This is a genomic window from [Clostridium] clostridioforme AGR2157, assembly GCF_000424325.1.
GTDB classification, from domain to species: Bacteria; Bacillota; Clostridia; order Lachnospirales; family Lachnospiraceae; genus Enterocloster; species Enterocloster clostridioformis_A.
The window spans coordinates 1-14,642 of the sequence record NZ_AUJR01000035.1; the positions used below are offsets into that span (position 1 = coordinate 1).

A 14,642-nucleotide genomic window follows, 5' to 3' on the forward strand; every position below is an offset into this window, starting at 1 on the left:
ATATAGTAGCAAGAGTAGTTGAGAACTATGGGCGCAACAGCCTGATTAAAAGGCTACAAGCGAACAAATGCGAGTGGTGCGGCGCAGAGAATGTACCGCTCGAAATACACCATGTACGAAAACTCAAAGATTTAAGTGGCAGAAAACAATGGGAAATCGCCATGATTGGGCGCAGGCGCAAGACAATGGCACTCTGTATTGACTGTCACGATAAGTTACACGCAGGGAAATTAGACTGACATCTGGAGAGCCGGATACATCGAGAGGTGTAAGTCCGGTTCGGAGGGGAGTTCTCGGAAACCTGCCATAGCGATATGGCAAGGCGCTGGGTTCTTACCCTACTTGTGACCTCGGTGGCCCCCATCCCTATGGCCACCATGATGGGCAAGGAATGGGGCGGCATGGGCCAGAACTATCTGCGCTCGTTGATTGCCCTGGGCTTCCAGGCATTTCTCATCATCGTCTGTGTGGCGATCTACGCCGTGCTGGTGCAGAGTATCGCCACCGAATCCGACATCATCATGGCCATCTGGAGCTGCGTGGGTTATACGGTCCTGTTGTGCTTTACCCTCTTTAAGACCGGCAGCCTCGCAAAGTCTGTGTTCAATGCACACTAAGGAGGGTCTGTATGGGGAAATATCAAATCATTTATGCAGATCCTCCCTGGAGCTACCGGAGCGGCAAAGTAAGCGGGGCAGCCCAAAACCATTACCCAACCATGCCGGATGAACAGCTGTACCAGCTTCCGGTATCTACGCTGGCAGCCGATACAAGTGTTTTGTTTCTGTGGTGTACCTTTCCCAAACTGCCCGAAGCGCTGAAACTCATTACGGCGTGGGGATTCACTTTCAAAACCGTTGCGTTTGTCTGGCTCAAGCAGAATAAATCCGGCAGCGGTTTCTTCTTGGGCCTTGGCTGGTGGACGCGAAGCAACGCTGAGATTTGTCTGCTGGCTGTGAAAGGAAAACCCAAGAGAAAGAGCGCCAGCGTCCGGCAGCTGGTTTTTGCACCTGTTGAGCAGCACAGCAAGAAACCCGACATTGTTAGGGATCGGATTGTGGAACTCATGGGTGATTTGCCGCGCATTGAGCTGTTTGCCCGTCAAACCGCACCAGGATGGGATGCGTGGGGCAACGAAGTAGACAGCTCGATTTCATTTCCATAAAGAAGGAGGTAATCCCAATGGCTTATGTACCCGTACCCAAGGATCTTACAAAAGTCAAAACCAAGGTCGCATTCAACTTGACCAAGAGGCAGCTGGTCTGCTTCGGCGGCGGGGCGCTCATCGGCGTACCGCTTTTCTTTTTGCTCCGGGGGCCTGTGGGAAACAGCGTGGCAGCCATGTGTATGATGCTGGTCATGCTACCCTTCTTCATGCTGGCGATGTATGAAAAGCACGGCCAGCCCCTGGAAAAGATCGTGGGCAACATCATCAAGGTGGCCGTTATCCGACCCAAGGAGCGCCCGTATAGGACCAACAACTTTTATGCCGTTCTGGAACGGCAGGCAAAACTCGACAAGGAGGTGTATGACATTGTTCACCGCAAAGAAAAACCGGCAGGCCGATAAGGATGGCAAACAGCCGCCGGTTTCCAAAAAGAAACGATTGTCCCGTGCCGACAGAAGGCAGATCGAGGCCGCCATCGCCCGTGCCAACCGCACGGATCGGAAAGAAAAGTCGGCCCAGGACAGCATCCCTTATGAGCGGATGTGGCCGGACGGCATCTGCCGTGTGGCAGGCAGCCGCTACACAAAGACCATCCAATTCCAGGACATCAACTATCAGCTCTCGCAGAACGAGGACAAGACGGCGATCTTCGAGGGCTGGTGCGATTTCCTCAACTACTTCGACAGCTCCATTCAGTTCCAGCTGTCCTTTTTGAACCTCGCAGCCTCCGAGGAAACTTTTGCCCGCGCCATCAACATTCCTCTCCAGGGGGATGATTTTGACAGCATCCGGGTGGAGTACACCACCATGCTGCAAAACCAGTTGGCAAGAGGCAACAACGGTCTTATCAAGACCAAGTACCTGACCTTCGGCATCGACGCCGACAGCCTCAAGGCCGCCAAGCCTCGCCTGGAGCGCATTGAGACCGACATTCTCAATAACTTCAAGCGTCTGGGCGTGGCCGCCGAGACCCTGGACGGCAAGGCGCGACTGGCACAGCTCCACGGTATCTTCCACATGGATGAACAGGTGCCGTTCCGCTTTGAATGGGATTGGCTGGCTCCGTCTGGTCTGTCCACCAAGGACTTCATCGCCCCGTCCGGCTTCGAGTTCCGTACCGGCAAGCAGTTCCGTATGGGTAAGAAATACGGGGCTGTTTCTTTTTTGCAGATTCTCGCGCCGGAGCTGAATGACCGAATGCTGGCGGATTTCCTGGACATGGAATCCAGCCTGATTGTCAGCCTGCATATCCAGTCCGTGGACCAGATCAAGGCCATCAAGACGGTCAAGCGGAAAATCACCGACCTGGACCGTAGCAAGATTGAGGAACAGAAAAAGGCTGTCCGTGCCGGGTATGACATGGACATCATTCCCTCCGACCTTGCCACCTACGGTGCCGAGGCCAAGAAGCTCTTGCAGGACTTGCAGAGCCGGAACGAGCGAATGTTCCTTGTCACCTTCCTGGTGCTGAACACGGCGGACAATCCCCGGCAGCTGGACAACAATGTATTCCAGGCCAGCTCCATCGCACAGAAGTACAACTGCCAGCTGACAAGGCTTGACTTCCAGCAGGAAGAAGGGCTGATGTCCGCGCTGCCCCTGGGTCTCAATCAGATCGAGATTCAGCGAGGGCTGACCACCAGTTCCACAGCTATCTTTGTTCCGTTCACCACCCAGGAGCTTTTCCAGAACGGCAAAGAGGCGCTGTACTACGGGATCAACGCCCTGTCCAACAACCTCATCATGGTGGACCGCAAGCTGCTGAAAAATCCCAACGGACTGATTCTCGGTACGCCGGGTTCCGGCAAGTCCTTCAGCGCCAAGCGCGAGATCGCGAACTGTTTCCTGCTCACCAATGATGACATCATCATCTGTGACCCGGAGGCCGAGTACGCGCCCTTGGTGGAGCGCCTGCATGGGCAGGTCATTAAGATTTCGCCCACCTCCACCAACTACATCAACCCGATGGACCTGAACCTGGACTATTCGGACGATGAAAGTCCGTTGTCCCTCAAGTCTGACTTCATCCTGTCTTTGTGTGAGCTGATCGTGGGCGGCAAGGAGGGCTTGCAGCCGGTACAGAAAACCATCATTGACCGCTGTGTGCGGCTGGTCTATCAGACCTATCTCAATGACCCCCGCCCGGAGAATATGCCCATCTTGGAGGACCTTTACAACCTGCTGCGGACGCAGGAGGAAAAAGAGGCACAGTACATTGCCACGGCGCTGGAAATCTATGTAACCGGCTCCCTCAATGTGTTCAACCACCAGAGTAATGTGGACATCAACAACCGCATTGTCTGCTATGACATCAAGGAGCTGGGCAAGCAGCTGAAAAAGATCGGTATGCTGGTGGTCCAGGACCAGGTGTGGAACCGCGTCACCATCAACCGTGCCGCCCACAAGTCCACCCGTTACTACATCGACGAGATGCATCTGCTGCTGAAAGAAGAACAGACCGCCGCCTACACGGTGGAGATTTGGAAGCGATTCAGAAAGTGGGGCGGCATCCCCACCGGCATCACGCAGAATGTCAAGGACCTGCTTTCTTCCCGCGAGGTGGAGAACATCTTTGAGAACTCCGACTTCGTGTATATGCTCAACCAGGCGGGTGGAGACCGGCAGATTCTCGCCAAGCAGCTGGGCATTTCCCCGCACCAGCTTTCCTATGTGACCCACTCCAGCGAGGGCGAGGGCCTGCTGTTCTATGGCTCCACGATCTTGCCTTTCGTGGATCACTTCCCGAAGAATACCGAGCTGTACCGCATTATGACCACCAAACCCCAGGAACTGAAAAAGGAGGATGAATGACCATGAAACCCAATACTGAACTGAACACCATGATGTTTTTTGACGATGCCCTAGAGAGTGAGCGCACCTGTCTGCTCACCGAGCTGGCCGATGCCGTCAGCGAGACCCGCACGGCGGCGGATCAGGCGGCGGAGCTGAACGAGGATGGCGAGGCGGGTCTGCTGCGCCTGACGGAAATCTGGTGCGCCATGAACGGTGTTCCCGCCATCGTCATCTTCGAGGGCAGCCAGTCTGAGCTGCTGGCCAATGTGGTGGCGCAGATCTACGCCCATCTGCTTCAGCACCCCTTCCATGACCCTGTGGGGCTGGCCGTCTGTGTGGAGCTGCGCTACATGATGGACGCCCTCATGCTGGGTGAATGGGTTGAATAAGGAACCGCGCCTGCGCTTTACAGACGAGGAACGCTCTGACCCGGCGCTGGAGAAGCCCATTCGTAAGGCGGACAAGGCCGCCGCCAAAGCGGATAAGGCGCAGGCTAAAATTCCCAAAAAGCAGGTCCGGCAAAAGACGGTAGACCCGGAGACCGGTAAAGTGACCACCAAGCTGGTGCTGGAGGACAAGAAGAAGCCGCCCTCCAAGCTGTCCCATGCGGTGCGGGATACCCCCGCCAATGCCGCCCTGGGGAAAGTTCACAAGGAAATCCGGGAGACCGAACAGGACAATGTGGGCGTGGAGAGCGCCCACAAGTCCGAGGAGGCTGCTGAGACCGGCGCACGGTTGGTTCGGGAGGGCTACCGCAGCCACAAGTTGAAGCCCTACCGCAAGGCAGCCCAGGCCGAGCAGAAGCTGGAGAAGGCCAATGTGAACGCCCTGTATCAGAAGTCCCTGCGGGAAAATCCTCAGTTTGCCAGCAACCCCATTTCCCGCTGGCAGCAGAAACAGGCCATCAAAAAGGAATACGCTGCCGCCAAGCGCGCCGGTCAAACTGCCGGGAATACCGCAAGCGCAGCCCAAAAGACCGGCAAGGCCGCCAAGACGGTCAAGGAAAAGGCACAGGAGGCCGGGGCATTCGTCATGCGCCACAAAAAGGGCTTTCTGATTGCTGGCGCGATCTTCCTGCTGGTCTGTATGCTGCTCAACACCATGTCCTCTTGCTCCATGATGGCGCAGAGCATCGGTTCTGTGGTGTCCGGCACCACCTACCCGTCGGATGACCCGGAGCTGGTGGCGGTGGAGGCGGACTACGCTGCCAAGGAAGCGGCGCTGCAAGTCGAGATCGACAACATCGAAAGCAGCCATCCGGGGTATGACGAGTACCGCTACGACCTCGACATGATCGGGCATGACCCCCATGAGCTGGCGGCCTACCTGTCCGCTGTCTTGCAGGGCTACACCCGGCAGAGCGCCCAGGCAGAGCTGGAGCGTGTATTTGATGCCCAGTATCAGCTGACGCTCACCGAGGAAGTTGAAGTACGCTATCGGACGGAAACCCGGACTGACAGCGAGGGCAATAGCTACACCGTTCAGGTTCCTTACAACTACTACATTCTGAATGTGAAGCTCACCAGCAAGCCCATTTCGTCTGTTGCCTCGGAGCTGTTGACCCCGGAACAGCTGGAGATGTACCAGGTGTACCGGCAGACGCTGGGCAACAAGCCGCTGATTTTCGGCGGTGGTTCCTCCGACACCAGCGATTCCGAGAGTTTAGCTGGTGTTGAGTTCGTCAACGGCACCCGCCCCGGCAATCAGGCCGTGGTGGATATAGCCAAAAGCCAGGTGGGCAATGTGGGCGGTCAGCCCTACTGGAGCTGGTACGGCTTTAACAGTCGCGTGGAGTGGTGCGCCTGCTTTGTATCCTGGTGCTACGGCCAGATGGGGCTGTCCGAGCCGCGCTTTGCCGCCTGCCAGTCCCAGGGCATCCCGTGGTTCCAGTCTCACGGACAATGGGGCGGGCGTGATTACGCCAATATTGCCCCCGGCGACGCCATCTTCTTCGATTGGGACCTGGATGGCAGCGCCGACCATGTGGGCCTTGTGGTCGGCACGGACGGCAGCCGGGTCTACACCGTGGAGGGCAATTCCGGCGACGCCTGCAAGATCAAGAGTTATTCCCTGACCTACGAGTGCATCAAGGGTTACGGCCTGATGAACTGGTAAGGCCGATTTATGAGAAAAGGAGTGATTGAAATGGCTAAGAACAAAATCCAGCGCATTGACCAGGAGATTGCCAAGGTCCGCGAGAAGATCGCGGAGTACCAGGATAAGCTGAAAGCCCTGGAGGCGCAGAAAACCGAGGCGGAGAACCTGGAGATCGTCCAGATGGTGCGCGCTCTGCGGCTGACCCCGGAGCAGCTGAACGCCATGCTCTCCGGCGGTACGGTCCCTGGCATGGCCGCTGCCTCCGCCAACTACAACGAACAGGAGGACACCGACCATGAAGAATAAGAGAATTTTCAAAACCCTTTCGGCTCTCTGCGCCGCCCTGGTGCTGATGATGGGCCTTTCCGTGACCGCCTTTGCCCAGGGGACGGACCAGCCCCCGGCGGAGGACGCCACAAACGACGCCAATGTGGTGGTGGAGGAAACCGAGGACAGTCCGGCTCTGACCCCGGATGGCAACGCCGCCCTGGTGGATGATTTCGGCGGCAACAAGCAGCTCATCACCGTCACCACCAAGGCGGGCAACTATTTCTACATCCTCATTGACCGGGCCAACGAGGACAAGGAAACCGCTGTCCACTTCTTGAACCAGGTGGACGAGGCGGACCTGATGGCGCTGATGGAGGACGGTCAGACCACCCAGGAGCAGCCCGCCACCTGTACCTGTACGGAGAAATGTGTAGCCGGTGCGGTCAATACCGCCTGCCCGGTGTGTGCCACCAATATGAGCAGCTGCACGGGCAAGGAGCCGGAACCGGAGACCCCGGAAGAAACCCCGGAGCTGGAAGAACCGGCGCAGAAACCCGCAGGACTGAATCCGGCCATTCTTTTGGCGGTGCTGGCTCTGATGGGTGGCGGCGGTGCTTTTGCCTACTTTAAGCTGGTGAAAAACAAACCCAAGACCAAGGGAAACGACAATTTGGACGATTATGACTACGGCGAGGATGATACCGACCAGGAGGACGAGGACTCCTGGGAGACCGAGGAATCTGACGAGCTGGACGCTGACGGGGGCGGCGACGAGGAAAGCGAGGACAAGACGGTTTGACCCGCTTCACCGACAGCCCCTATGAACGCATGATGACACGCAGGCCGGAGGGCGGGATGGAAACTTCCCGTCCTCCTTCTTTATCTCCCGGCCACCCCTGTTATGGCTGCGGAAATTACCGTGACGGTCAGCCCTGCGTGGGATTCTGCCACCGGCAGCTGACCGCATGGCTGCGGGAAAGGAGGAAGAAAAACAATGAAGCTGGTGATCGCTGAGAAACCGTCCGTTGCCCAAAGTCTGGCCGCCGTGATCGGGGCCACCGCCCGCAAGGACGGCTATCTGGAGGGCAGCGGCTGGCGAGTGAGCTGGTGTGTGGGCCATCTGGCTGGTCTGGCCGACGCCGACGCTTATAACCCGGACTACGCCAAGTGGCGCTATGACGATCTGCCCATTCTGCCGGAACCCTGGCAGATGGTGGTGAGCAAGGACAAGAAGAAACAGTTTGATGTGCTGAAACAGCTGATGAACGCCCCGGATGTGACCGAGGTGGTGAACGCCTGCGATGCCGGACGCGAGGGGGAGCTGATTTTCCGCGCCGTCTACGAGCTGGCGGGCTGCCAGAAGCCCATGAAGCGGCTCTGGATTTCCTCGATGGAGGATTCCGCCATCCGGGAGGGCTTTGCGAACCTGCGCCCCGGCGCGGACTATGACGGCCTGCGGGATGCGGCACTCTGCCGCGCCAAGGCGGATTGGCTGGTGGGTATCAATGCCACCCGGCTGTTTTCCGTGCTGTACCACCGGACCCTCAACATCGGGCGCGTCATGTCCCCAACACTGGCCCTCATTGTCCAGAGGGAGGCCGAGATCGACACCTTTAAGCCGGTGCCGTTTTACACGGTGACGCTGGAGCTGCCCGGTTTCTCTGTTTCAGGGGAACGCATGGCGGACAAGGTCGCCGCCCAGCAGCTGAAAACGGCCTGCCAGGGTGCGGCTGCTACGGTGAAAAAGGTGGAGCGCAAGGACAAATCCGAGAAGCCGCCCGCCCTCTATGACCTGACCACCCTCCAGCGGGACGCCAACCGGTTGCTGGGGTTCACAGCCCAGCAAACCCTGGACTATTTGCAGAACCTCTATGAAAAGAAGCTCTGTACCTACCCCCGGACGGACAGCCGTTACCTGACTTCGGATATGGCAGCGAGTCTGCCGGAGCTGGTACGGCTCACTGCTGGGGCGCTGCCCTTTGCCGCTGGTATGGAGCTTGCCTGCAATGCGGCCCAGGTCATCAACGACAAGAAAGTGACCGACCACCATGCGGTGATCCCTACACGCAACCTCCAGGGCGCGGACCTGACCGGCCTGCCGATGGGTGAAAAGGCGGTACTGGAGCTGGTAGCCCTGCGGCTGCTGTGCGCTGTGGCCCAGCCCTATACCTTTGCGGAAACCGCCGTTGTTGTCGAGTGCGCCGGAGCGGAGTTTACTGCCAAGGGCCGCACAGTGAAAAATCACGGCTGGCGGGCGCTGGACGCTGCCTATCGCGCAGAGCTGAAGAATGTGGAGCAGGACAAAGAAACCGAGGACAAGGCGTTGCCGGAGCTGTCTGAAGGTCAGACGCTGCCCCTTTCTGGTGCTGCCGTCAAGGAGGGCAAGACCACCCCGCCCAAGCACTTCACCGAAGATACGCTGCTTTCCGCGATGGAGACTGCCGGGAAGGACGATATGCCGGAGGATGCCGAGCGCAAGGGCCTGGGGACCCCGGCCACCCGCGCCGGGATTCTGGAAAAGCTGGTTTCCACCGGCTTTCTGGAGCGCAAAAAGAGCAAGAAAACCGTTCAGCTCATGCCCTCCCATGATGCGGTATCCCTTATCACCGTGTTGCCGGAGCAGCTGCAATCGCCCCTTCTGACTGCTGAGTGGGAGTACCGGCTGGGTGAAATCGAGCGTGGCGAGCTGGCCCCGGAGGATTTCATGGCTGGGATTAGTGCCATGCTCAAAGAGCTGGTGGGAACCTATCGGATGATTAAAGGCACCGAGTATCTGTTCACTCCGCCCCGCGAAGTGGTGGGCAAATGCCCCCGCTGCGGCGGCGATGTGGCGGAGCTGCAAAAAGGCTTCTTCTGCCAGAACGAGGGCTGTAAATTTGCCATTTGGAAAAACAACAAGTGGTGGGAGCTGAAGCACAAGCAACCTACCAAAGCCATCGTAACGGCACTGCTCAAAGATGGCCGCGCTCATGTGAGGGGCCTGTACTCCGAGAAAACCGGCAAGACCTACGATGCCACTGTGGTGCTGGAGGACGATGGGCAGTACGCCAATTTCAAGCTGGAGTTTGACCAGCAGAAAGGCGGCAAACGATGAAACTCTCCCTTTATGAACAGGAAACCATTATCCTCTACAACCAGGCCGAGGCTACCGCCGAAGTCTATACCCATGATTCCCGGCTGCTGGAGAAATTGCGACGGCTGGCGGAGAAATACCCGGACCAGATCGTGAAAAAGGACCGCCAAACCTTTCTCGTTCCCAAACGCTGCGTGTCTGTCCGGGAACCGTACAGCGCCGAGCGTCGTAAGGCTGCCAGTGAACGGGCCAAGGCTGCCGGGTACAGGCCGCCCACCCCCAAGAAAGGCAATGAGTAAGCATGGCTGAAAGTGTCTTTGAGACCGTCAAGCAGTCCATCACCGTCCGGGAAGCGGCGCAGATGTATGGGATCGAGGTCAATCGGAGCGGTATGGCCTGTTGCCCGTTCCACGATGACAAAAATCCCAGCATGAAGCTGAATGAGGAATATTTCTACTGCTTTGGCTGCGGAGCCACCGGCGATGTGATTGACTTCACCGCGAGGCTCTACAATCTGTCCCCCAAAGAGGCCGCCGAGAAGCTGGCCCAGGATTTTGGCCTGGCTTATGACAGTCAGGCTCCTCCCCGGAGGCGCTATGTCCGGCAGAAATCCGAGGCCCAGAAATTCAAGGAGGACCGGGACCATACCTTTCGGGTTCTGGCCGACTACTTTCACTTGCTCCGCAAGTGGGAAACGGACTATACACCCAAAACACCGGAGGAAAATCCCCACCCCCGGTTTATGGAAGCAATCCAACGAAAGGACTATGTGGGCTATCTGCTGGATTTTTTTCTGGAGGATACTCCCGATGAACAAAGACTGTGGATTGCCGAACATCATTCAGAAATCGCCAATTTGGAAAGGAGAGTGAAATTCATGGCTGATAAGCCCACCAACCGGGAACGGTTGCAGGAGATCACGGCGGGCATTGAACAGGGTATCAAGGAGCTGTTTGAGAGCGAGAAGTATATGCGCTATCTGTCCGTCATGTCCAAGTTCCACCGATATTCGGTCAACAACACCATGCTTATCTATATGCAGCGCCCGGACGCTACCCTGGTGGCCGGGTTCAACAAGTGGAAAAACCAGTTTGAGCGCCATGTGAAAAAGGGTGAGCATGGTATCACCATCATTGCCCCCACGCCCTACAAAAAGAAGATCGAGGAAATGAAGCGCGACCCGGATACTCATGCACCCATCCTGGACGCGGATGGCAAGGCGGTCATGGAGGAAAAAGAAATTGAAATCCCCATGTTCCGTCCGGTGAAGGTGTTCGATGTGAGCCAGACGGACGGAAAGCCCCTGCCAGAGCTGGCCTCCAGCCTGTCCGGGACGGTGCCGCACTATGAGGCTTTCATGGAAGCTCTGCGCCGCTCCGCCCCGGTCCCCATCGAGTTTGAGCCGATGGCCGAGAACATGGACGGCTATTTCTCCTCTGACCAGCAGCGGATCGCAATCCGGGAAGGCATGAGCGAGGTGCAGACCGTTTCCGCCGCTGTCCATGAGACCGCGCACAGCAAGCTCCACGACCCCAAAAAGTATGAAGCGGAGCCGACCTGGAAGATCGTGATGGTGAGCGAGGGCGGCACCAAGCATGACTTCCGTCTGGACTTCGCCACCGAGGCAGAGGCGGAACAGGCCGCCGCCGAGGAAGGCTGGCGCTTTGTGGACGAGAATCGGTTTGAGTGGCGGCTGGAGGTGGAGGAAGATCTGACGGCGGTGAAACAGGCCGCCAAGAACCGCAACACCGAGGAAGTAGAGGCCGAGAGCATTTCCTATGCGGTCTGTCAGTATTTCGGCATCCAGACCGGCGAGAACAGTTTTGGCTACATCGCTTCCTGGTCGAAGGACAAGGAGCTGAAGGAGCTGCGGGCCAGTCTGGAGACCATCAACAAGACTTCCTGTGAGCTGATTAACGACATCGAGCGCAACTACAAGGAAATCTGCAAGGAGCGCGGCATTGACCTGACTGCCGCCCCGGACCCGGAGCAGACACCCCCGCAGGCTGCGGAAGAAGTATCTCAGCCCAGCGCCGAGTACCAGGAGGCCCTGCTGGTGTTGGATGATGCCACATATCTTCATGTTCAGCCCTGCGATACCGGCTGGGACTACACGCTCTACGATGTGGCAACCATGAAGCAGATGGACGGCGGCCAGCTGGATGGACCGGACATGGGCCGTTCCGCAGCGGTCAGCCACATCTGCAAGGACCTGGGGCTGGGTGACAAATCCATCAAGTATGCGCCGCTGTCCATGATCGAGACTTTGTATGAACAGGCCAGCCAGCAGACCGCAGAAGCCGCAGCCGCCCTGCTGCCGGATGCTCAGGAACAGGCGCTGGACGAATATCCCATGCCGGACCCGGTTCTGACCCAGGACGATCTGGAGAAATGCGGCTGCCTGGACAGCGACCTTTTGCCCCTCTCCAAAGAGAGAGCCTATGAGCTGATGGAGCGTGACCTGACCGTTTACATTATCCAGGAGGGCGAAAATCCGGTGATGGCCTTTGACACCGCTGATCTGGATGCCCATGACGGTATCTTTGCCCTGCCCCGCGAGGAATGGGAGGAAAGCCCGGAGTTTGATAAGCTGGTCAAGGATCGCATGGCCCACCAGGAGGAACGGGAGCAGGCGTTTCTCTCCCACAAGGGGGACTGCTTCGCTATTTATCAGGTGAAGCACACCGACGAGCTGCGGGACATCCGCTATGAGGGCCTGGAATGGCTCCAGTCCATCGGGCAGACGGTGCAGCGGGACAACTATGAGTTGGTCTACACCGCTCCGCTGCTGCCCTCCGATCTGAAAGGCGATACCGCCGAACAGCTCTTTTACCGCTTCAACAATGAACATCCCGCCGATTACCGCCATCCGTCCATGAGCGTAAGCGACATCGTTGCCATTAAGCGGGATGGCAAGGTATCCTGTCATTACTGCGACAGCTTCGGCTTTGAGCAGGTTCCCGGATTCCTGCCGGACAATCCGCTGAAAAATGCGGAAATGGTCGTGGAGGATGACTACGGTATGATCGACGGCATCATCAACAACGGACCCAAGGAGCCGACAGTGGCCCAGCTGGAACAGCAGGCCCGCAGCGGCCAGCCGATTTCTCTCATGGATTTGGCTGCCGCCGCCCACCGGGAGGACCGGGAAAAGAAAAAGTCCGTCATGGAGCAGCTGAAAAACCAGCCCAAGGCGGAACACAAAAAGACAGCGCCCAAAAAGAGCGCGGAAAGTCTAATGGTATGAAGTCAAGAGGGTGATGGCAGGAAAAATCGAGAATAAATGCAGGAAAACAGTTGCGTAAGCAGAAAAAAGGCAACACCAACCTAAGCCCTGCCCCCTAAGATTTTTTGAAACAGGGCGGGAGCGCCAGAGCTGCGAGTGGTGTACTCAGCTCTCCGGCGGGATATACAGGCGGTTGTCCTTCAGCAGCCGAAAGACCAACCGAACCAGTTTTCTGGCAGTTAAAGCGAGTGCGCGTTTATGCTGGTACTTGTTGACCTCTTTGAATTTGAGGTCGTAGTAGCGCCGGAACTCGGAGTCGCATCTTCTCACAGAGTTGGCGGCTTCCAGCAGATAGTAGCGGAGATAGCGGTTGCCGGATTTAATCATTCGGGAATGCTCCGCTTCAAATTCACCGGACTGATTTTTGTGCCAGACAAGGCCGGCAAACTTGGCAACGGAGGCTTGAGAATCAAACCGGTGAATGTCGCCGATTTCAGCGATGATGCCGGCGGAGTAAACCTTGCCAATGCCAGGAATGGAAGTCAGGGTATTGGGGATGATTTCAAACTGCTGCTCAATGGCCTTGTCCAAAACCTTGACTTGCTCTTTCAAGGCCCGCATAGAGGCAATGGAGACAGACATGGCCTGATTCACGGTGTCATTTACCGTTTTGGGCAGACGATAGGAGCCCTTGGCAGCAGCTCGCACCGCTTTGGCTGTGGCAGCTGGATCTGCAAATCTTCCACGTCCTGTTTCTGTAACGAAGGCGGTCAGTTCTTCCAGATCAGAGTTTGCCAGATCATCCACTGTTTCAAAGCGCTCCATGAGAGCAATCGTGGTGGAGCTGGAATTAGCAATATCCTTATCTTGGGCCATGCCGGAGCATTTGAGAAACAGGTAGTTGGCAAACCGCTGTTTTTCACGAGTCAGATTTTGAATGACCTCAAATCTGGCCCGCGTCAGGGTTTGGAGTGCTTTGTAACGGTAATCATCCATGTAGACCTCCCTGGCGATTCTGCCAAAACGCAGATGGTCGGCAATCACAAAGGCGTCCACCCAGTCGTTCTTAGGCAGGTCAGGATAGGCTTCCTTGAATTTCCGCACCTGCTTGGGGTTAAGAACATGAATCTTTCGCTGGAACTGCCCCAGTCTGCCATCTTCTCGGAGAGCGTAGACAAGGCTGTCCCCGTAGATAGAGGTGGCCTCCAGACCGATCACAACATCACTGAGCTGCATGGAGCCGAGTGCCGATACGATTCTTTCTGACAACAGTTTAGCCCCGCCAAGGTTGTTCTGCACAGAAAAACTGGAGTACTTGCTGCCGTCTGGTTTCATCAGGTAGGCCACATTGTTCCTGCTGCTCACATCAATACCAACGAATAATGGGTTCATAATTTTCACCTCCCCGCATGGAGATTTCAGGCCAGCAGGCTTTGAGATACCCATGATAACCGGAGCATCCGCAACCTCGCCTATCAGAATCATTCCAGAGCAGGCCGATGCGATATCCCTCACTGCTGAAAGGGCGGCCTACACCCGGGCAAACAGCCAATGAGTTTGCAGCTAACTTCCGGCTCAGGGGAACGGACTTTCCGTGAAGCAACCTTTCGGTTCAACGGGAGATTTCAGAACTTAACCCTGCTGTCCTACAGCTATTGTATCATGGGCATCTCTAAGCCTGCTGATATCTAATCTAACAAGTGCACTAAGCAGACACACTTACAAAACGGTCTGCAAATCATATTATACGAGGGAGATTTGATATGGGAAACTTCACTTTTGAGGAAACGAACCTGCTTTGTATCTACAACACCGGCAGCCGCACCGGGCTGATCGAGGCTCTGACCGAGATGCGCGGCGAGCTTTCCCCGGAGGAAGCCGAGCTGCGGGAGCTGACGGACAGCGCCCTCTCCAAGCTCCGGGCTATGAGCGACGCCGAGTTTGCCGAGCTGGAGCTGTACCCGGATTTCGACGAGTAAAAACCACACCAAGACCCAGCGGGGCGGCCTGATGTG

The 14,642-nt window shown here is 56.9% G+C and carries 13 protein-coding genes and 2 pseudogenes; 14 read left to right on the forward strand and 1 reads right to left on the reverse strand.

What is annotated here, in order from left to right; all coding sequences use genetic code 11:
- From G614_RS27620 to G614_RS0115205, 13 genes and pseudogenes are all read left to right on the forward strand, one after another.
- Nucleotides 1-239 (forward strand): annotated as a pseudogene (locus G614_RS27620) (group II intron reverse transcriptase/maturase); the annotation flags it as partial.
- 99 nt (nt 240-338) lie between these two features.
- Nucleotides 339-617 (forward strand): annotated as a pseudogene (locus G614_RS0115150) (hypothetical protein); the annotation flags it as partial.
- A gap of 11 nt (nt 618-628) precedes the next feature.
- Nucleotides 629-1,165 (forward strand): MT-A70 family methyltransferase, encoded by a 537-nt coding sequence (locus G614_RS0115155; RefSeq protein ID WP_027642627.1) that lies wholly within the window; start codon nt 629-631, stop codon nt 1,163-1,165.
- A 17-nt stretch (nt 1,166-1,182) separates the two neighbouring features.
- On the forward strand, nt 1,183-1,569 hold the full coding sequence (locus G614_RS27625; RefSeq protein ID WP_044917918.1) for a PrgI family protein: 387 nt from the start codon (nt 1,183-1,185) through the stop codon (nt 1,567-1,569).
- On the forward strand, nt 1,529-3,979 hold the full coding sequence (locus tag G614_RS0115165; RefSeq protein ID WP_044917921.1) for a VirB4-like conjugal transfer ATPase, CD1110 family: 2,451 nt from the start codon (nt 1,529-1,531) through the stop codon (nt 3,977-3,979). Before G614_RS27625 ends, G614_RS0115165 begins: the two co-directional genes overlap by 41 nt.
- A gap of 2 nt (nt 3,980-3,981) precedes the next feature.
- Nucleotides 3,982-4,350 (forward strand): DUF3851 family protein, encoded by a 369-nt coding sequence (locus G614_RS0115170; protein ID WP_027642629.1) that lies wholly within the window; start codon nt 3,982-3,984, stop codon nt 4,348-4,350.
- Nucleotides 4,343-6,076 (forward strand): CD1108 family mobile element protein, encoded by a 1,734-nt coding sequence (locus G614_RS0115175; RefSeq protein WP_027642630.1) that lies wholly within the window; start codon nt 4,343-4,345, stop codon nt 6,074-6,076. The genes G614_RS0115170 and G614_RS0115175 overlap by 8 nt, the downstream gene beginning before the upstream one ends.
- Before the next feature lie 30 nt (nt 6,077-6,106).
- The gene (locus G614_RS0115180; protein WP_027642631.1) at nt 6,107-6,364 is read left to right on the forward strand and encodes a DUF4315 family protein; all 258 of its coding nucleotides are present in this window, start codon (nt 6,107-6,109) and stop codon (nt 6,362-6,364) included.
- On the forward strand, nt 6,354-7,127 hold the full coding sequence (locus G614_RS0115185) for a DUF4366 domain-containing protein (protein ID WP_027642632.1): 774 nt from the start codon (nt 6,354-6,356) through the stop codon (nt 7,125-7,127). Before G614_RS0115180 ends, G614_RS0115185 begins: the two co-directional genes overlap by 11 nt.
- Nucleotides 7,124-7,342: a hypothetical protein gene (locus tag G614_RS32795; protein ID WP_027642633.1), complete on the forward strand. Its 219-nt coding sequence runs from the start codon at nt 7,124-7,126 to the stop codon at nt 7,340-7,342. Before G614_RS0115185 ends, G614_RS32795 begins: the two co-directional genes overlap by 4 nt.
- The gene (locus tag G614_RS0115195; RefSeq protein ID WP_027642634.1) at nt 7,323-9,422 is read left to right on the forward strand and encodes a type IA DNA topoisomerase; all 2,100 of its coding nucleotides are present in this window, start codon (nt 7,323-7,325) and stop codon (nt 9,420-9,422) included. The genes G614_RS32795 and G614_RS0115195 overlap by 20 nt, the downstream gene beginning before the upstream one ends.
- A complete protein-coding gene (locus tag G614_RS0115200; protein WP_027642635.1) occupies nt 9,419-9,700 on the forward strand; it encodes a hypothetical protein in 282 nt (93 codons plus the stop codon). Before G614_RS0115195 ends, G614_RS0115200 begins: the two co-directional genes overlap by 4 nt.
- 2 nt (nt 9,701-9,702) lie before the next feature.
- Nucleotides 9,703-12,648, forward strand: a complete 2,946-nt coding sequence (locus G614_RS0115205; RefSeq protein ID WP_027642636.1) for an LPD16 domain-containing protein — start codon at nt 9,703-9,705, stop codon at nt 12,646-12,648.
- A gap of 144 nt (nt 12,649-12,792) precedes the next feature.
- Here the strand turns inward: G614_RS0115205 and G614_RS0115210 are convergent, their stop codons facing one another.
- Nucleotides 12,793-14,019: an IS110 family transposase gene (locus G614_RS0115210; protein ID WP_027642637.1), complete on the reverse strand. Its 1,227-nt coding sequence runs from the start codon at nt 14,017-14,019 to the stop codon at nt 12,793-12,795.
- A 371-nt stretch (nt 14,020-14,390) separates the two neighbouring features.
- Between G614_RS0115210 and G614_RS0115215 the strand changes: the two genes are divergently transcribed.
- Nucleotides 14,391-14,606 (forward strand): transposon-transfer assisting family protein, encoded by a 216-nt coding sequence (locus G614_RS0115215; protein ID WP_027642638.1) that lies wholly within the window; start codon nt 14,391-14,393, stop codon nt 14,604-14,606.
- Nucleotides 14,607-14,642: the final 36 nt, after the last annotated feature.

Coding starts and splice junctions, on each gene's coding strand:
- G614_RS0115155 (WP_027642627.1), top strand. CDS start 629: ATGGGGAAATATCAAATCATTTATGCAGATCCTCCCTGGAGCTACCGG.
- G614_RS27625 (WP_044917918.1), top strand. CDS start 1,183: ATGGCTTATGTACCCGTACCCAAGGATCTTACAAAAGTCAAAACCAAG.
- G614_RS0115165 (WP_044917921.1), top strand. CDS start 1,529: ATGACATTGTTCACCGCAAAGAAAAACCGGCAGGCCGATAAGGATGGC.
- G614_RS0115170 (WP_027642629.1), top strand. CDS start 3,982: ATGAAACCCAATACTGAACTGAACACCATGATGTTTTTTGACGATGCC.
- G614_RS0115180 (WP_027642631.1), top strand. CDS start 6,107: ATGGCTAAGAACAAAATCCAGCGCATTGACCAGGAGATTGCCAAGGTC.
- G614_RS0115185 (WP_027642632.1), top strand. CDS start 6,354: ATGAAGAATAAGAGAATTTTCAAAACCCTTTCGGCTCTCTGCGCCGCC.
- G614_RS0115195 (WP_027642634.1), top strand. CDS start 7,323: ATGAAGCTGGTGATCGCTGAGAAACCGTCCGTTGCCCAAAGTCTGGCC.
- G614_RS0115200 (WP_027642635.1), top strand. CDS start 9,419: ATGAAACTCTCCCTTTATGAACAGGAAACCATTATCCTCTACAACCAG.
- G614_RS0115205 (WP_027642636.1), top strand. CDS start 9,703: ATGGCTGAAAGTGTCTTTGAGACCGTCAAGCAGTCCATCACCGTCCGG.
- G614_RS0115210 (WP_027642637.1), bottom strand. CDS start 14,019: ATGAACCCATTATTCGTTGGTATTGATGTGAGCAGCAGGAACAATGTG.
- G614_RS0115215 (WP_027642638.1), top strand. CDS start 14,391: ATGGGAAACTTCACTTTTGAGGAAACGAACCTGCTTTGTATCTACAAC.